Raw genomic sequence first — 19,745 nt, 5'->3', positions numbered from 1 at the left:
TTTTTTCTTCTGGCTAAAACTTACTTTTCAGCAGGCTTTTCATGAATGATTTCGCCTAAATACCAATCATCAAGCTTTTTACCTAGTTCAGGTAATCCTGTGCCTTTTAGAGAAGAAAAAGCATGTACTGTAATATCTGCATTTAAACTTGCTAGTGTTTTACGTACTTTTAATACTTCACTTTTACGAGGACCTTGTTTTAATTTATCCGCTTTAGTTAATAGCGCTAAAATAGGGATTTCGCTATCAACAGCCCAGGTAATTAAATCCATATCCAATTCTTTTAGTGGATGACGAATATCCATTAAAATAACGATACCTTTTAAGCTATCTCTATTTTGTAAATATTGGCCTAAAGATTTTTGCCATTTTTTCTTCATTTCAATCGGTACTTTGGCATAACCGTAACCAGGTAAATCGATTAAACGTTTATTGTCAGTTAAATCAAATGAGTTTATTAACTGAGTACGACCAGGTGTTTTACTGGTTCTTGCAAGTTTTTGGTCTGTTAATGTATTTAACGCACTTGATTTACCAGCATTTGAACGTCCAGCAAAAGCAACCTCAATACCTGTATCAGGTGGGAGTTTAGAAAGATCTGGTGCACTGGTAGTGAAAGTGGCTGCGCTGTATTTTATACGAGATTTAAGCACTGTGGCTCCTTTATGATACAAGGTTAAGCTAAGCTCGTTATTTTATACCAAGATGGCACTAATGTTGAGTTTAGTTATCATTTATCCATTTTTATTATCTTTTTATTGATTTTACAGGGTTAAAAACTGTCAGAATACATAATATGGTGTAGAATAGTTGACTTATTATAGGTGGCTTTATACCCACATTGTAGTTTACAGGGTCGGAAACAGAGAATTCAGCATGAAAAAAATAGCTCTAACTTTAACTATGTTGTTTGGTGCATTGGCTGCAAACAACGCAACAGCATTTGATGGCGATGCAACTGCTGGTAAAGCGAAATCTGCAGTATGTGCCGCATGTCACGGCGCCGATGGCAACGCTCCAGTTAATATTTATCCTAAATTAGCTGGGCAAAGCGCAGAATATTTATACAAACAACTTAAAGATTTAAAGTTGGGTATGACTTCTGGCGGTAGCGAAGGTCGTATGGATCCAGTAATGAGTGGCATGACGATGGCGCTTAGTGATCAAGATATGAAAGATTTATCTGCATACTATGCAACACTTAATATGAGTGAAGGCACTACACCAGAAGATGTAATTGAAGCTGGTACTAAATTATATAAAGCAGGCGATGCAGAACGTGGTATTCCTGCATGTTCAGCTTGTCATGGTCCAAGAGGCAACGGTACTTCACTAGCTGGATTCCCTAAAATCTCTTTCCAGCACCCTGAGTATATTAAAGCACAACTTGAAAAGTTCCGTAGCGGTGCACGTAATAACGACCAAAATGGTATGATGGTTGATATCTCAAAAAAATTAACTGATAAAGATATAGAAATTTTATCAAAATATTTAGGCGGTCTTCATTAGGCGCTAGTACTAAATATTAAAAAAAGCAGCTTAAGCTGCTTTTTTTATGCCTATTTTTTAACTTTTAAATGTTAATTAGTTGATGAATTAAGCTTAAAGTCTAATTGTTAATAGTATGTTGTAGGAAATATCTCACATTTAATGTGAGTTATCTGCCGTAAAAAGTTGTAAGTTAATTCTTATTAAAAACTTTTTATTATACTTAAGTCTATGTTATTTATAGGTATCGTTATAAACCCTTTAAAATAATTGATTAAATTTGTATAAATTAGTTGTAAAATAATTATTAACAAGTAAATTAACCCCTGTCGCAAAAACATAATAAAACAACATGGAAGCAGGTTAATACGGAAAGTTAAGCGATAAGTTAAGTGCGTTATGGGGAAAAGCTGAATGAATAAATCCATAGAGATTAAAGTTCAGAGTAGAGTAAAAATCTGAATAAATAAATCCAATAAGAGATTAAAGTTCAGAAAAATAATAAAACTGAATAAAGATTCCAATAAGAGATGAAAGTTCAGCAGAGTAAAAACTGAATAAAGATTCCAATAAGAGATGAAAGTTCAGCAGAGTAAAAACTGAATAAAGATTCCAATAAGAGATGAAAATTCAGCAGAGTAAAAACTGAATAAAGACTCCAATAAGAGATGAAAATTCGGCAGAGTAAAAACTGAATAAAGATTCCAATAAGAGATGAAAGTTCAGAGAAATAAAATAACTGAATAAATAAATCCACTAAGAGATTAAAGTTCAGATTAAGGACTAAAAATAATAGCGTCAGGATGGCCGGTAATAAAAATAATAAGAAACTCATGGAAGTTTTATAATAAAAACAATACGGATAGTAAATAAAAATAAGACTGAAGATGTATATCTAAAGGTCGAAGGGAGAAGTGTCCAGGTTAAACAGACACTCTAATTAATAGGCAGTAGAGCAATCTACTGCCTTTTTATTTTTAATTTAATCAAATACCTACCATAAAACATTTCAATTCCAATTTTAGTATTAAAAATTACATCGCTACTATCCCTTCTTCGTAATTTAGATTTTATAAGTCTTAAAATTATTCTATTTAAGGACTATCATGTGATTTTGCTGAAAAAGCCTGCAATTTAAGATAAAATACAGGTAATTCAGTTTATATTGATCGATAGAGAAATGAGCAGACAAAAAAAATCACGCAAAGGACCTAGTCAAAGCACAGGTAAAATGCGTTTAAGTAAAGAAAAGTTACAAGAAGAAAGAGCATTAAAGAATTTCCGTCCTAAAAAGCCTAAGGGTAATAAACCGGGAACACGTAATGCGATTGATGAAACTGTAAATAGCGGTGTTTCAAATCAGAATGTTAAAAAGCCTAAAGGCATGGGTAGTAAAAAACCTATTGATTTAACACCAGGTAACAAACCAAGTGTTGTAATTAAGCCTGAGCCTGTAATGAATCGTGATTTAAAACCTGCTGCAGAACTTAAGAAAGCACCTGAAGTGGTACTTGCTCCTGAGCAAGAATTAGAGCAGTTAGAAAATGATCAAAGATTATTAGACTTAATCGACCGTCATGAAGCTGGTGAGCTGTTAACTGGTAAAGATGCTAAATACTTTAATACTAAAGTAGAACGTCATCAGGCGTTATGTGAGTTACTAGGCTTAGATGATGAAGAAGATGAGTTTGATGCACCAGAAGAAAGTAAGATAGATCAGTATTTATCAAATGATCTAGCTAATGAATGGATGGATGAGGACGAATAGTGAGCACCTTTTGGATAATCGCTTTTATTGTTGGTGCATTGATAGTTGCCGCCTTAGCATTTTATGCCGGCACTTTACTGAGACAAGTAAAAGATCAAAACACCAAAGTCGCGGAGCATAAGGCAAAACTAAAAGCGCAACAAGCACAGAAGAATACCAAGCTTGCTGATAGCATTAACTTGATTGCTAAAGCAATGAAAGAAAAGCAATGTGAGTATTCTGAAGGCTGTTTAAGAGTATGGGTATTAATGTCTCAATATGTTTTTGAAAGTGAAAGCAATATTGAGTCCCAATACCCCGCTATTTTAAAGATGTATGATGTGGTTAAAGATATGCCAACACATGATGCACGTAAAAAGTACTCTAAAAAAGAGATCTTTAAAATGGACTCGGCACGCTGGAAAGCTGAAAAAGATCTTGAAGATGAGATCCAAAAAGATCTTGAAAAAGTGATATTACAGTTTAAAGCTGATCCAAATGCTAAAACCATCACTTTATAGCTTAAGCTATTAAGCTTAGTTATCAGTTCTAAGAACCTCAGATATTAACTGGGGTTTTTTGTTTTTACTCCTTCTATTGTTCCAGATCAAATCGTCTATCATAACTTCAAAGTATAATTTTACGACAATCTAATTAAGAGATCTGCGTCGTGAAAAACTTAATTGAATGGGATGATTCCCTGATAAAAAAATATAATATCTCAGGCCCGAGATATACATCATATCCAACAGCATTATCATTTGAAGAAGGTTATAGCGAATCTGAAGTCGTAAAAGCCGTTAAGACCACTGATAATAATAAGCTGTCTCTTTATATACATATTCCTTTTTGTAAGCAGCTTTGTTACTACTGTGGTTGTAATAAGATAATTACTCGCCATCAGCATAAAGCAGATCTCTATCTTGATTATTTAGAAAAAGAAGCGGCATCTCAGTCACAGTTATATCAGTCTTATACTGTTGAACAAATGCATTTGGGTGGCGGTACACCGACGTTTTTAACTGTTGAACAAATGACACGTCTGATTGGCATTTTAGAAAAAAACTTTACCTTTGAATCTAATGCAGAAAAAGGCATAGAAATAGATCCAAGATCATTAGCTGAGGGCATGTTAAAGCAGTTAAGAAGCTTAGGCTTTAATCGTGTTTCGTTTGGTATTCAAGATTTTGATGATGAAGTACAAAAAGCGGTTAATCGTGAGCAATGTGCTGATAATGTTGCAGACCTGGTCGTAGAAGCAAGAGAGCTCGGTTTTAAATCTGTTAATACAGATATGATTTACGGATTACCATTGCAAACAGAAGAAAGCTTTGCAAAAACAATTGATCGCTTAATTGCTTTATCTCCTGATCGCGTTTCAGTATTTAACTATGCACATATTCCAGATTTATTTGCAGCACAACGTAAGATCAAAGATGATCAATTACCAACTGCCGCACAAAAACTGCAAATGTTTAAAAATACCATCAAACAAATGAATGATGCAGGATATATTTTAATAGGCATGGATCACTTTGCTAAAAAAGATGATTCACTTGCGATCGCACAACAAAAAGGCATATTACATCGTAACTTTCAGGGATATACAACTCATGGAGACTGTGATTTATTAGGTTTAGGTGTGTCTAGTATCTCTCAAGTAGGGCGCAGTATTTTTCAGAATCCAAAAGATGTGAAAGAATATTATAAAGCAGTTGATTTAGGCTCTGTGCCTGTATGTAAAGGCTTAACACTAACACAAGATGATGTGATAAGAGCGGCGGTAATTCGCCAGCTTATTTGTCATTTTGAATTAGATATGAATGTGATTAATAAAGAGTTTGATATTGACTTTAAAAACTACTTTGCAGATTCTCTGGAATCATTATCAGGCTTAGTTGCTGATAAAATGGTAGAGATCACAGATGATCATATTCAGGTGACATCAAAAGGTTTGTTATTTATTCGCATAATTTGTATGAATTTTGATGCGCATTTAAAAAGCCAAGCAAAACTGCAAAGGTTTTCTCGGGTGATATAATATTAAAAAGTGTTAGATACAAAAAATGCCGTTCATTTATAATGAACGGCATTTTTGTTTTAAACTAAATTAACTTACTTAGTCATAAAGTCGATAGCTGCTTGCAGTTCATCATCAGAACAATCAAAACATGTTCCTTTAGGCGGCATAGAATTAAAACCGTTGATTGCGTGGTTTAATAATACATCTGCGCCTTTAGAGATACGTGGAGCCCAATCAGCTGCTGTTTTAGGTGCGCCCATAGCGCCAGTGCCGTGACAACCAAAACATGAATTTTGAAAAACTTGCTGGCCAGTACGAGGACCTGTTGGTGCAGCTACTACTGGCGCTGCGCCTGCTAAGTAAACACCACCGATTGGAGCAAGACGATTTTTAATTGCTTCGTCAGTCATCTCAGTATTGTTTTGTGCGTTAACTGATGTTGCTAATAAGATAAGTAGCGCCGTTGATAGTTTTTTCATGTTACCTTGCTCGTTATGAATTGATGACGGAATATTAAGCTGATTATACCGCTAGCGATAAATATATAAAATACTAAACAAAACTTTATTTTAGTCTATAGCTATAACTTTTCTCATTTATCCCATTATTTACTATTTAAGACTTCATCAAGTTTATTAATGGCATTTTCTATAGAGGTATTAGCTTCAACAATCGACCCTGCAAGCATATATGCAGGTGTACTGATCACGTGTGCATTTTCATCATAAACAAAGTCATTCACAGCGCAATTAACATGTTTAGCGCCTAATTTATTAACTTGCTCTGCGGTATCTGCATCATTACCTATCGTAGCTAATGTGCCTTTAGGATATATATGACCTATGATCGCAGGTGCGATGCAAATATAAACCGCTGGCTTTTTGTGTTCTGAGAATTGTTTACAGGCATTTTTAACATCAAGATTAATTGTTGAATCAGCACCTTTTATTGCAAAGTCACATAAATTTTTAGCAGCGCCAAACCCGCCTGGTAGTACTAGTGCATCAAAGTCAGCAGCATCCAAGGTTTTTATATCTTTAATTTCGCCACGTGCGATACGAGCAGATTCAACTAATACATTGCGTTTTGCTTGTTTATCAACTTCACCCGTTAAATGATTGATCACATGCAGTTGATCTATATTAGGAGCAAAACACTGATAGTGTGCGCCTAGCTTCTCTATATGAAGTAAGGTTAAAACGGCTTCATGTATTTCTGAACCATCAAAAACACCACAACCACTTAAAATAACAGCTATTTTTTTCATTTAATTCTCATCTATTAAAATTTTATAGTGCTTAATTTATAAAAAAATCAAAAATATTTCAAAGGATCTCTATGATCTTAGATCCTTTATGGTAGTATACCGCCTCTGTGAAATTTGATGAGATTAATTTTAATACAAATTGTCATTAAAAATTCACTGTAAAAATAAAGTTTCCACATAAGATTAAAATTAAAAGTAATAACAATTAATCTGTCTAGAAGTACATAACAGCTTAATAAATAAAGAATTACATGCACTCGAAGTGATTTTTATATCATTTTGAGGTTTTCTGCTTTCTTTTTTATCTACACACTTATCCACATCTTATTAAATATCAGTTTAATAAGTTTGTCATATCGCATCTTGGGGTTATTTGGGTATAATCCATCAATCACGGCATAATTATTATTAGGATCCATATCAATGGCTCAGATCCCAGAAAATCCGCTTATTCTAGTTGATGGCTCTTCTTATCTTTTTCGGGCATATCACTCACCACCGCATTTTGTTAATTCTAAAGGTGAACCTACTGGTGCCATTTATGGCGTAGTTAATATGCTAAAAAGTTTGGTAAAGCAGTTTGATCCAAGTCATGTAGGAGTGATCTTTGATGCAAAAGGCAAAACTTTTCGTAATGATATGTACTCTGACTATAAAGCGAATCGTCCGTCTATGCCTGACGATTTACGTTGCCAAATAGAGCCTTTACATAAAATAATAAAAGCCATGGGTTTTCCGCTGATCAGTATTGGCGGAGTTGAAGCCGATGATGTGATAGGTACTTATGCACGTATTGCGACAGAAAACAAACGCGATGTATTAATTTCAACTGGCGATAAAGATATGGCTCAGTTAGTTAATGAGCACGTCACTTTAATTAATACTATGACAGACGAAGTATTAGATTCAGATGCTGTAGTTGAAAAGTTTGGTGTTGCGCCGGATCGCATCATAGATTACCTCTCATTAATGGGCGATAAAGTTGATAATATTCCTGGCGTAGAGGGTTGTGGTCCTAAAACAGCGGTTAAATGGATTGAAAAATACGATACATTGACGGGTGTGATTGATAACGCTAAATCAATTAAAGGTAAAATTGGTGAAAAGCTAGCAGCTGCGATCCCACATTTACCACTGAGCTATGAACTAGCCACAATCAAACTTGATGTTGAATTAGATGAAGATCTTGAAAGCTTAAAGGTTGTTGATCCAGATAAAGATTTGTTGATCCAATATTATGCTGAATCGGAATTTAGACGTTGGATCACTGAGTTATTAAAAAATAAACCAGCTAAGACAAAAGCAAAAAAATCAGTTAAAACTGAAGTTGTTGAATCAATTGAAGAAGCATCAGCTGAAGTACCTAGCGTTGACGCAGACTATACAACAATTTTAACCGAAGAAGCGTTAGATATTTGGATAGAAAAGCTCAATGCGAGCGAACTATTTGCATTCGATACTGAAACAACCAGCTTAGATTACATGCAGGCTGATTTAGTTGGAATGAGCTTTGCCGTAAAAGCGGGCGAAGCGGCTTATTTGCCACTTGCACATGATTATTTAGATGCACCTGAGCAATTAAGTAAAGAATTAGTATTTACAAAGCTAGGTCCAATTTTAGCTGATGAAAATAAAGCGAAAGTAGGGCAAAACCTTAAATACGATAAAAGTGTATTAGCACGTGCGGGTTATGAATTAAATGGCATTGCGTTTGATACTATGTTGGAGTCATACACATTAAATAGTGTGGCAACCAAACATAATATGGATGCCTTAGCATCAAAGTTTCTAAACCATACGACGATTAGTTTTGAAGACATTGCAGGTAAAGGTAAAAAGCAATTAACCTTCAATCAAATTTCATTAGAACAAGCTGCACCTTATGCTGCAGAAGATGCAGATATTACATTACGTTTGCATCAAGAAATTTGGCCTCAACTTGATAGCGATGCATCCCTTAAAAGTGTATTTACAGATATCGAGTTACCACTATTAAGTGTCTTATCTGATATAGAAAGAACCGGTGTAAAAATTGATAGCCAAATGCTCACTGCGCAAAGTCAGCAGCTAGGAGAGCGATTGATTGAGCTTGAAAAAGAAGCTCATGATTTAGCCGAAGAGCCTTTTAACTTAAGTTCACCTAAGCAGCTACAAGCGATTTTATTTGAAAAAATGCAATTGCCAGTTATTAAAAAAACCCCTAAAGGTGCGGCTTCTACTGCTGAAGAAGTATTAAAAGAGTTAGCGTTAACTTACCCATTACCTAAGATAATAATGGAGTATCGTGGTTTATCTAAGTTGAAATCGACTTATACTGATAAATTACCGCTAATGGTGAGTGAGGAGTCTGGACGCGTACATACTTCATATCATCAAGCGATAACAGCAACAGGACGTTTAAGTTCTACCGATCCTAACTTACAAAATATTCCAATTAGAACGCAAGAAGGTCGTCGTATTCGTCAGGCGTTTATTGCTGATGAAGGTCATAAAATAATGGCTGCCGATTACAGCCAAATAGAATTGCGTATTATGGCGCATTTATCACAAGATAAAGGCTTATTAACAGCATTTGCTAGTGGTAAAGATGTACACAGTGCAACTGCATCCGAAGTATTTTCTGTACCGCTTGATGAAGTAACAACGGATATGCGTCGTAAAGCGAAAGCAGTTAACTTTGGTTTAATTTATGGCATGTCGGCATTTGGTTTAGCTAATCAGTTAGATATTCCACGTTCTGAAGCACAGCATTATATGGATACTTATTTTGAACGTTTCCCTGGTGTATTAACCTATATGGAAACCACGCGTGAGAAAGCAACAGAACAAGGTTATGTTGAAACCTTATTTGGTAGACGTTTATATTTACCAGATATCACAAAAAATGGTCCTCGCAAGAAAGCGGCTGAACGTGCTGCTATCAACGCGCCTATGCAGGGGACTGCAGCTGATATCATCAAAAAAGCCATGTTAATTGTACATCAATGGGTTAAGCAACAACCTAAAGATACCATTAAAATCTTAATGCAAGTTCACGATGAATTAGTATTTGAAATTAAAGAAGATTGCTTAGAAAGTTATACAGCAAAAATTTGTGAGCTGATGTCACAAGCTGCTAAGTTAGATGTACCATTAATTGCAGACTCTGATTTTGGTGATAACTGGGATCAAGCGCATTAGAAAATAACTTATCATTTTCTAACAACAAATAAGGTTTTACTGTAATAAGTAAAGCCTTTTTTATTGCTTATTTTGAAATGCTTTCGGGCTAGTACCATAAAACTGTTTAAATACACGACTGAAATGACTGCAACTGGTAAAGCCAAGTTCAAAGCAAACTTGGGTGATTTGTCTACCAGATTTAATTAAGTTATAAGCTTTTCTAAGGCGTTGCTGTTGTTGAAATGCTAATGGTGTACAGCCTAAGTTTTGCTTAAATTCGTTAAAAAACTTTGTTCGACTCATACAAGCTAGTTTGCATAGATACTCTATTTCAATATTGTCTGCTAAATGATCTTCTATGTAACTAATCGCCGCTGTCATACCGCTAAAGTCAGACTGATGCATACAAAATGACATCATGAGTTCTCTACTTTGCTGCCTTAATAATCTTATTGTCAGTTCATTTACTGCTAAATCTATCATAAAGCTGCGATCTTGATGATTTTCGCTATATATATGCGTCATTCTCTGTAAAAGCGCCTGAGTTTGTGCATTGTGATGTGTATGCACTATTTGCGGTTGATATCGCCAATGGTCAAACTCTTTAGATTTTTGTTGTGCGTAATTAAGCTGCTCCGCTACTTGAGCAATACGCTCCGATGATATTTCAATAGCTAAACAACGTGTTGGTTGTGCTAATTGTGCAATGGGAAAGTCAATTTCAACGGTTTGATTGGGTGCCATCACAAAAGATTCATGAGGGAAAAAATCACTATGATAGTCATCATCGCTATGCATGACTTTTTTACCGCTGATCATCGCACAAAACAGCGGTTGATCTGACTTTAGCTGTACTTTTTGTGCAGGTTCAAATGTATCGTAAATACTCAGTTGTGATTGGGGTCCATTAAAGCTTATTTTATTTTCAACCAAAACCTTAGGTTCAGTTTTTTTATTATTAAGAAATTCGGTGATCATCATTTTCCTTAAATATGAATTTGTACTTTGTACTGACAGTCAACTTTTGTGAATTAACAGTACAGTTTATGACACTTTTTTAGGATAAGTTCAAATCTTAACCATATTAAAAATAAAAAAGGAAAGTGACATGATCTACTCAGCACCTGGAACTGAAGATGCAGTAATGAGCTTTAAAGCTAGATATCAAAACTTTATAGGTGGTCAATGGGTTGAGCCACAAGACGGACAATATTTTGATAACTTAAGTCCAGTAAATGGCAAGAAGATCTGTGAAATCCCAAGATCTAATGAAAAAGATATTGAACTGGCACTTGATGCCGCACATAAGGTAAAAGAGGCTTGGGGAGCAAGCTCTGTTACGGTACGTTCAAATACTTTACTTAAAATAGCTGATCGTTTAGAGCAAAATTTAACTTTATTGGCTGTTGCTGAAACTTGGGATAATGGTAAAGCAGTACGAGAAACTTTAGCTGCTGATATTCCATTAGCAGTAGATCATTTTAGATACTTTGCAGGTTGTTTACGTGCACAAGAAGGCAGTATTGGTGATATTGACGAAAATACGGTGTCGTATCATTTTCATGAACCTTTAGGTGTTGTTGGTCAAATTATTCCTTGGAATTTTCCTATTTTAATGGCTGCTTGGAAATTAGCGCCAGCACTCGCTGCGGGTAACTGTATTGTATTAAAACCAGCTGAACAAACCCCAGCATCTATATTGGTATTAATGGAGTTAATTGAAGACATATTACCCGCGGGCGTATTAAATATCGTAAATGGCTATGGTGCAGAAGCAGGTCAAGCACTGGCAACAAGTACACGCATTGCTAAAATTGCATTTACGGGTTCAACGCCTGTTGGCTCACATATTTTAAAATGTGCTGCTGAAAATATAATTCCTTCTACGGTAGAGCTTGGCGGTAAATCTCCAAATATCTTTTTCCCTGATGTGATGGATCATGAAGATGATTATTTAAGTAAATGTATTGAAGGTGTGGTACTTGCTTACTTTAATCAGGGGGAAGTGTGTACTTGCCCATCACGCTTACTAGTACATGAAGATATTTATGAGCAATTTGTTGCTAAAATCGTTGAACGTACTAAATTGATCAAACGTGGCAATCCATTAGATACAGACACTATGGTAGGTGCTCAAGCTTCTCAAGAGCAATTTGAGAAAATACTACAATATATCGATATAGGCAAAGAAGAGGGCGCTGAACTGCTCATTGGCGGTGATATTGAGCAATTGAATAACGAATACTCAAATGGATATTATATTCAACCGACTTTGCTTAAAGGCAATAATAAAATGCGTATTTTCCAAGAAGAAATTTTTGGACCAGTGATTTCTGTGACTACCTTTAAAACAGAGGCAGAAGCGTTAGCGATTGCCAATGATTCTGAGTTTGGTTTAGGTGCAGGGGTGTGGAGTCGAGATATGAATGTGGCGTATCGAATGGGTCGCAAAATTCAAGCAGGACGTGTTTGGACAAATTGTTATCACATGTATCCAGCTCATGCTGCATTTGGTGGTTATAAAAAGTCTGGTGTAGGGCGTGAAACCCATAAAGTAGCACTAGAGCATTATCAACAAACTAAAAACTTACTAGTGAGCTATGATACCAGTCCATTAGGTTTTTTCTAACAATGTAATTGATAAAGAGTCAGAGTTTAGGCTTTTTTAAATATTAACTTTAAATATAAAACCCATTAAGCTGGTGCCTAATGGGTTTTAATTTTTTAAAATGAATATTAACGACAGACGTCAGTATCAAAGTTTACAAGTAAACTTGCTCCTTCTGCTGCACCATTGACTTCTAAGTAGCCCCAATATGCATCATTGGTATCAATGTTAATACATTCAGTATTAGTGTTAGTTGTATCTGATTTAGCATCAAAACTTGAATCTGATGGCCAACTGCCTTGTTTAAAGGTCAACGCCAAATCACCTGTTCCATGTGCTGTTCTGATAGCAATTGACTGATAAGCATCAACTCCTTTAATGGTAAAAGTATGGCGAGAGTCATTACTTAAACAGATGGCTTCATCAGCGATTAGTCTATTACCTGTAAATGCTGATTGGCTTGCACAGGCATTAGGTACATCACTGAGGACTGGTGGCTCTGTTGGTGCATCATTTTCGGTAATGTTTAAAGTGTAGTCTTCTACTTCACCATAAGAAAATGACTCACATGCATTATTGATAGAACGATATGTCAGTACAGTCCTCATTCTTAACTTACCTTCGGCAGACTGCGGTACAGAAAATGTTGTCGTTAAGTTTTCTGAAGAAGTGCGATCTGACACAATGAGTTCATTGCTATCATCAAAATCACCATCTTGATTAAAATCTATCCAGACATACCAGTACTCAGAATCACCACTGTTATTACTGGTTAAAGTAAGTGTTTGTTGTGTACCCGCTGTGGCTGAAAAGCTGATATGAGTAAAGTCACTGTAACCACCATTTTCATTATTTGATTGATGTGTTTTATCACCAATACTCACTGCTGTAATCCATTCATGAGTTTGCTTTTCACCTGAAATATCGCAGTAATTAATGCCGTTATTGCTGTCATTAGGGTAAGGGTCACTATTATCACCTATACCATCACCATCTGAATCATGTGTTTCCGTAGGATCATTTGGAAAAGCGTCCGCGTTATCACCTACTGAATCACCATCAGTATCAGTTGTTTCAGATGCATCATTTGGGAAAGCATCTGTATTATTGCCGACACCATCTCCATCAGTATCTTGGCTTTCATTTGGATCGTTAGGAAAAGCATCTATATTATCTGGAACGCCATCACCATCAGAATCAATGAGATCAGTTTTGTTATCAACTAACGCTTGGCTAATACTAAATGTATTACCTAATTGTTCAGTTAATACTGCAACACCTAAACACTGCTGATTTTCTGTTGTAAACGCAACACGACGATTACCATACCAAGCCTTGGCTGGGTCATCTTTAATATAACTTTCTCCTGGTTGGAGTGTTCTATATTTTAAATCGCCAATTTCACCCGTTTCATTCATTACACGATATACTTCAACTGGGGTATCACTATTATTAGTGATTGTCATTGGATAGCCTTCACTTTCGATGAAGTGCTTTTGTACTAAATCACATGAACCAATCGTATTAGCGTCAGGAATAACCTCGGGTTCAGGTGCACTTTCAACAAGGCCAGCTGTAATCGTATAATCGTTGTTTTCGTGATTTAAAACACCGACAGCAAGACAATCTAACTTTGTATCAGCTAACATGACACGGCGGTTCTCATACCATTGTGTTGATGGTGCAAAAGTTTCGCCTTGACTTAAAGTCGCATATTTTGTGCTGTAAATTGGCTCACCAGTTATATCATTGATACGTAAGATAGAGACAGGGTAATTGGTATTATTGGTAATTGTTTGTTTTCCAGTACCATTTTTATTGATGATGTGTGAATTAACAAGATCACAAGTACCAAAAGTATTTGCCTCAGGTATCACTTCAATATTGGCATTGGCAACTGTCTCAGGATTAATTGTGAAAGTATTTTCAGCTTCTGTCATTACACTTACAGCAAGACAGTTATAGTTATTATCTGTTAATACCATTCGGTCATTTGTACGCCATTTTGAAGCGGTAAAGCTATCTCCTTGATTTAATGTTTGGTAGTTTTTACTTCCTAAATAGGTACCTTTAGTATCGTCTAGCCAGAATAATGATACTGGTGTGCCTGTCGTATTTGTTACAGATACTGCACGTGCTTCATAGTCATATGGAGAGGCATATTGTTGTATTAAATCACATGATCCAAAAGAATTAGCATCTGGAATAGCTGCAGCTGCAGGTGCTACGGCTTCAGAATTTGCAACCACATAAGGTATAAAACCTGCGCCTATACGATTTACGATACCTTTAAGTGTGGTTAAGTACTCATCTGTATCACCACCTTTTTGTACGTTAGCGAGTAATAGTAACTCACTAGGATGCTCGTTTGCTAAGTAATGTATACCAAAATAACCCCACTGGTATTGGCCATCAAAATCATCACCCATAAATAATACATTATGTAATGGAGGTACAGTTTTACCCTTAATATTTTTTAAAGTGCGTTGATATACGTTACCTTGTGCTAAATACTCAGCTAAACCTTCAGTCCAGCCTGTAGAAGGATCATTATGTGCAAAACGACCATATTTAATATAACGACCATCTAAATAGTGAACGAGTTCATGCTTCAGGTTATAAATTTGATTTTCATATTCACATGAGTTTCCAACCCAATCATCGTCACAAGTCATCGCAAAGAAACGTGGCTGGTTTGTATCTCGATTAGGATTACCTTCACGGTAATATCCACCATTATCTGTACTTACAGAGAATAATGCAGAGGCATATTTTTTGTAGTCATCAGGACTAGAAAAAGCAATGATCTCAAGATTATCGTTTAAATCATCTGAAACAGGCGTGTTTTTATCAGTGCCAAATAAATTGTGAAACTCAGTTTCGAGCGTTTTTATTTCGTCACATGATCTGTTTAAAATTGATTGCGATATTCCAGTCTGTGCACGGAATGTGAAGTTATCTGTACATTCGTAAGTTGTTGTTAATATGTCACCTTCAGATAGGCAGTAGTTATGTAATGCATCGTTGGTATCACATGTACGACCTGCAATGTCTAAAAAACCATTTTTAACTGCGATATCAATTTTTTCTTTATCAACACTTAAATTTAACTTAGTGTGTATTTCAATGACCATTTCATTGATGCGCATTATGGCATTAGGGCTGGCAATGGTGGAAACACGAGCGATAGATTTTAATGTATTTGGTACTAGCCATAGCTTATTATCATCTGTTGCTTGGCTTGCATGAATATAAGTATTACCTAAAAGTGCAAATGAACGTAGCACTGAAAGTACATTAATCATATTATCATTTAATATGCGAACTACAGTGGCATTACCGTCAGTAGATGCCGCACCAAGTAATCGTGGAATAAATGTTAAGGCATCAATATATCTTGAGTCGCTCCACGGATCTTCAAATAAAGAATAAGCTTGAATGAGGGCGAGCATATGTGGTAACTGTGCTTCAAAGTATTCTGAGGCATTACCTGTAAAGAAAGTTTCAATTGCAGCAGTGTAAGCGATTTGTACTTTACTGGAGTTACCAAGTGTCGTGTGGAAGTCTTCCATTTTCGCAAGAGCTTGCATTGCTATGCTTAATTGAGACGCTTCTGCGTCAGTTAAAGGCTCGCCTTTCTCACTGTATTTCGCAATGAAGTACAGCAAATTAGAAATGTCACTATCATTAATATCATTTTCTAAAGCAAGAAAATGAAGCGCTGCACTAATATGATTAATATCAATCGAGCCACTTTCCGATAATTCAGTAAACGAGTTCCCTGGTGTTAGAACCGTCGTCACATCATCATGGTATTGAGATTTACTTGTGATTGAGGCATTAGGTAAATCAATTTGAATGTTCGTATTGTAGACAATGAAATCACCTAGTGGGGGTGTGATATCGCCACCTGAAACTGTAATGTTTAAGTTAGCTTGTTGAATATCGCCACGGATCTTAAAGTAACGGTCTCCTGCTCGGGAAACAAAACTCATTGATTCATTATTACTATTGATTGTATCAACACTCGTTTCAAGTTCGTCACTCGACCAGCTATCCCCTGTATATAGTTGCAATTCTGCGTCATTTGAACCAGAAAAGGTACCACCAGATAATGTTATTGTCACCTCACTGTTTTCGTATGGTACTTTAAAGTAAAGGTAATGGGTGTTAGCAGTTAAACAGTGCGACTCCCCTGTTGTAACTTCACCTTGGCGTTCGATTGGTGATGCTGTACATAAATCACTTGCATAGGTACTGGTATTGATCATGGTTGCCAATATACTACCTAGCATTAACGTTGTTTTATTTAATTTCATATTGTGCTTCTTATTGTTAATAGTGTTAACGAATTATTTGTTTCTATTTGTTGCACTTTTTGAAACTATCCATTGTTAATGTGCCCTTGGGCTACTCAGTACAATTGAGATAAATACAAATAAGGGTTCCTAGGCTAAGTGTTGCGACTACATTATTCAATAGAGTAATAAATGTACTGTTTTATTTTTTTACTTTATAAACAGTGCTTTATGTTTTTGTTGGTATTAATGATAATGTTTCATCAGCTAACATCAGATAGGTTTATGAGATTAAGTTTGAAATGTTTTGAGGTTCATCTTTTCCAGAGTCTTTTTATATAGATTTACCTAATCTTCAAATGACTTTAATTAAAAGTTAATTAAATGTGGGTTGGTGTAAGGTTTTTTGTATTTACAATGTTAATTTTGATTGCTGCTAAACTTGACACTGCGAGTTTATTTGTTGGTCTACTGTAAAGAGACATTCTCTAATTTAGCCTCGGGAGGTAATACTGATAATATTTAAACTTTTATAAAGTAAATGGTTTTATTTATGTGATAAGTTAATTTGCTAAGGTAATCGGAATTGATTTGTTTACGATTATTTTTCAGATGTTTAATAATTAACAGGTTGGCATTCCTGAAAGTCATGTTTTTTTATAGCGGGGATAAGCAAAATCATCAATCATTTTCATCATGTTATTGATGATGTTGCTATATATTTTGGTAGTGCTATACCGAGAGTCGTGATGATGTCCGTCAAGTGATTAAATAATTTTAGATAACAACCCCTGTATACTACAAGTTTAAACTCCTATCATTGAAGGTGAAACTTTGAATAATCGCTTTGTTGATTTGATAGTGAGGCTTGATGATATTATTTTAATGTACTTTACGTAGTCTCTGAGAAGATTAAAAAAGTTTTAAATATAGCTGATATAGAAAACCCACTCCCTCATCGAACAGTGATACTGATGGATGAGACACCGTAGTTTAAAGATAAGAATTAAATAAAATATTTTTTAAAGTGTTAAAAAAGGGGGATTATTTAATTCACTGACTATTTTATTATAGAGAAACCCAATAATTTTATTACTAGGGTGTCTCTATAAAATGATTAGTATTTAATGCAATGTGACACTGATATCCATCCAGGCATTAGGCGTGCCTAATTCACCACCCTTATTGAGGACCTTTATTGTGAATGCACCCCATTTATCAGAATACGATTTACCCAGAGCAAGTTCAGAATCTGTGAAGTCTTGGCCCCACCAATCAGCTGAACTTTGTGAGTTTGGAGTCATGTCTAATAAGTGTGATGTATGCTGCCAGTATTTTGGGTTTTGTTCCTTCTCTAACATTCCTTGAAGATACACAAGGACGCCATTATCTATATCGTTACCATACTTGTGATTGGTCGTTCTGTACTCCAGCCAGTAAGTGTGATCAGATTCAGTATTACCTGATTGTAAGCGTAGACCAATATTTCCAGGAGTGTTATGCCCTGTACTGTTTCCATGATCAAGTGCATATATACGGTAAATACCAGATTGTGTTATGACAGGAACATCATTTGGTTTTAACCAACCCATATATGATTTATGCATTAAATCAAAGTCCATATACTCTCTTGAACCTTTACCCATTAGGCTAAAGAGTCCCCCATAATTAATACTTTCAGTTTCTTTATCAACACCTGCACCAATGATTTGACTTTCACCTTCAAGTCCGTAAGCATGGCGGATCCCCATCGCATGACCGAGTTCATGTGCAAGGACGCCACCATCTTGGTGAAATAAAGAAATATAAGGCGCTTCGGCTGTAGAGTTGTACCCATTAGGCTTAGGTGCTGTTACTAAGATGACCGTTTTATCTCCAGGTGATTTTGCGTTAATACCTGTTGCAGCTAATACTTTTGCTTGCCAATCAGCATGCCACTGGTTTGAGCTTTGTCCTTCATAATATGTGATAGGCTTGTCTATGTTAATAACAGGGTGCGACATATCATAGGTGACGTCAAATTGGCCATATGAAGAGCGTTTATAAAAATCTACCATTTTATTAAACTCGGTATTCATATCATTGGTATTCCAATCAAATGGCGTATCACTAAACTCTATACGAAATACTTTGATATTTACTGAGCTATCTGTATAGCCGTCATTACCATAATTATCTTTGATTTCTTCAGTTTCACCAACTTCTACGCGACATGCAGTGGCGTTAAAATCAACTACCAAACTGGTATTTTCATGAGTACCGTTCACTTCAAGATAAGACCAGTATTCAGATGGGGTGTTAATAATAATACATTCATTATTTCCAACATGTCTTGAATAAGGGTCAGTATAATCCGTTTTTGGTCTTTCGCCATTTTTGGCAAATAAGGTGATGTTACCTGTGCCATGTGATGTACTGATAGCGATTGTTGTGTAGTTATCACTGTTAGCTATATTAAAAGTTTGACGGCCACTATCAAGACAAATAGTTTGACCATCAAACAGATCTCTACCTGTAAATGGTGTTTGAGATTCACAAGCATTTGGCATATCCCCTGTTTCAGGAGAGGTATCGATATTACTTATTGATACCGTATAATCTTCAATTTCGCCAGCGCTAATATTATTACAAGCACTTGAAACAGGATTATAATACCTCATTGCCACGCGCATACGGGTAGTAACTCCATGTACAGAAGTTGGCACATTAAATGGTATTTGTAATGCATTATGGCTATTTCCAGTAACGACTTGTTCACCTGTATCATCAAAATCCCCGTCTTGATTATAGTCAATGTAAACAGCCCAATGTTCATCATATGACTTAGACCTAAAGCCAGGAGTTAATGTGATGCTATTGTGCCCTGAGGTTAAGTTTGCAGTTTTGTCTGTATTGTCTGAGTAGGCTTCTTGGCCAGATGAGTAGCTCAAGTTATTAAGTTTTACATTTGAAATCCATTCATGGCTACCGCCTCCTTCACTATTACAATACGTGTTTGCATCTTTTACATTACTGACAGATGCAAAGGCCAAATGGCTCGATGCCATAAAAATAGATGTCGTTATTAACTTATAAATAGGGTGTATATTATTCGATTTATTCATTCTGTTAACATTCCTGATAGATTGCGTTTATTTAATGCAAACAATTTA

At 35.6% G+C, this 19,745-nt stretch carries 12 protein-coding genes; 6 read left to right on the top strand and 6 right to left on the bottom strand.

What is annotated here, in order from left to right; translation table 11 throughout:
* Positions 1-20: 20 nt before the first annotated feature.
* Positions 21-653 (bottom strand): ribosome biogenesis GTP-binding protein YihA/YsxC, encoded by a 633-nt coding sequence (yihA, locus tag KO527_RS00290; RefSeq protein WP_042150145.1) that lies wholly within the window; start codon positions 651-653, stop codon positions 21-23.
* 223 nt (positions 654-876) lie between these two features.
* On the opposite strand from yihA, the gene KO527_RS00285 reads away from it, so the two are divergent.
* The 4 genes from KO527_RS00285 (at position 877) to hemN (ending at position 5,276) form a co-directional block, all read left to right on the top strand.
* The gene (locus KO527_RS00285) at positions 877-1,509 is read left to right on the top strand and encodes a c-type cytochrome (RefSeq protein WP_216038434.1); all 633 of its coding nucleotides are present in this window, start codon (positions 877-879) and stop codon (positions 1,507-1,509) included.
* A gap of 1,159 nt (positions 1,510-2,668) precedes the next feature.
* Positions 2,669-3,256 carry a Der GTPase-activating protein YihI gene (gene yihI / locus KO527_RS00280; RefSeq protein ID WP_216038433.1) on the top strand — a complete coding sequence of 196 codons (588 nt, stop codon included), beginning with the start codon at positions 2,669-2,671 and terminating at the stop codon, positions 3,254-3,256.
* Entirely contained in the window at positions 3,256-3,756 is a 501-nt protein-coding gene (locus KO527_RS00275) for a DUF2489 domain-containing protein (RefSeq protein WP_216038432.1), read from the top strand. Before yihI ends, KO527_RS00275 begins: the two co-directional genes overlap by 1 nt.
* 149 nt (positions 3,757-3,905) lie before the next feature.
* Complete coding sequence (gene hemN, locus KO527_RS00270) at positions 3,906-5,276, top strand: oxygen-independent coproporphyrinogen III oxidase (RefSeq protein ID WP_216038431.1); 1,371 nt, start codon at positions 3,906-3,908, stop codon at positions 5,274-5,276.
* A 74-nt stretch (positions 5,277-5,350) separates the two neighbouring features.
* On the opposite strand, the gene KO527_RS00265 is transcribed toward hemN, so the two are convergent.
* Together KO527_RS00265 and elbB are read right to left on the bottom strand one after the other, a co-directional pair.
* On the bottom strand, positions 5,351-5,737 hold the full coding sequence (locus KO527_RS00265; protein WP_216038430.1) for a cytochrome c5 family protein: 387 nt from the start codon (positions 5,735-5,737) through the stop codon (positions 5,351-5,353).
* A 125-nt stretch (positions 5,738-5,862) separates the two neighbouring features.
* Positions 5,863-6,525: an isoprenoid biosynthesis glyoxalase ElbB gene (gene elbB / locus KO527_RS00260; protein ID WP_216038429.1), complete on the bottom strand. Its 663-nt coding sequence runs from the start codon at positions 6,523-6,525 to the stop codon at positions 5,863-5,865.
* 423 nt (positions 6,526-6,948) lie between these two features.
* Between elbB and polA the strand changes: the two genes are divergently transcribed.
* Positions 6,949-9,705 carry a DNA polymerase I gene (gene polA / locus KO527_RS00255; RefSeq protein ID WP_216038428.1) on the top strand — a complete coding sequence of 919 codons (2,757 nt, stop codon included), beginning with the start codon at positions 6,949-6,951 and terminating at the stop codon, positions 9,703-9,705.
* 60 nt (positions 9,706-9,765) lie between these two features.
* On the opposite strand, the gene KO527_RS00250 is transcribed toward polA, so the two are convergent.
* Positions 9,766-10,665, bottom strand: coding sequence for an AraC family transcriptional regulator (locus tag KO527_RS00250; protein WP_216038427.1), 900 nt, complete (start codon positions 10,663-10,665; stop codon positions 9,766-9,768).
* Positions 10,666-10,795: 130 nt separating this feature from the next.
* Between KO527_RS00250 and KO527_RS00245 the strand changes: the two genes are divergently transcribed.
* Positions 10,796-12,316 carry an aldehyde dehydrogenase family protein gene (locus tag KO527_RS00245; protein WP_216038426.1) on the top strand — a complete coding sequence of 507 codons (1,521 nt, stop codon included), beginning with the start codon at positions 10,796-10,798 and terminating at the stop codon, positions 12,314-12,316.
* A gap of 107 nt (positions 12,317-12,423) precedes the next feature.
* On the opposite strand, the gene KO527_RS00240 is transcribed toward KO527_RS00245, so the two are convergent.
* Positions 12,424-16,614 (bottom strand): collagenase, encoded by a 4,191-nt coding sequence (locus KO527_RS00240; protein ID WP_216038425.1) that lies wholly within the window; start codon positions 16,612-16,614, stop codon positions 12,424-12,426.
* Positions 16,615-17,717: 1,103 nt separating this feature from the next.
* Positions 17,718-19,697, bottom strand: coding sequence for a GEVED domain-containing protein (locus KO527_RS00235; RefSeq protein ID WP_216038424.1), 1,980 nt, complete (start codon positions 19,695-19,697; stop codon positions 17,718-17,720).
* Positions 19,698-19,745 lie beyond the last annotated feature (48 nt).

It is taken from the genome of Pseudoalteromonas sp. C2R02 (assembly GCF_018860845.1).
GTDB lineage: Bacteria > Pseudomonadota > Gammaproteobacteria > Enterobacterales > Alteromonadaceae > Pseudoalteromonas.
This window is presented reverse-complemented; position numbering and strand designations above follow the sequence as displayed.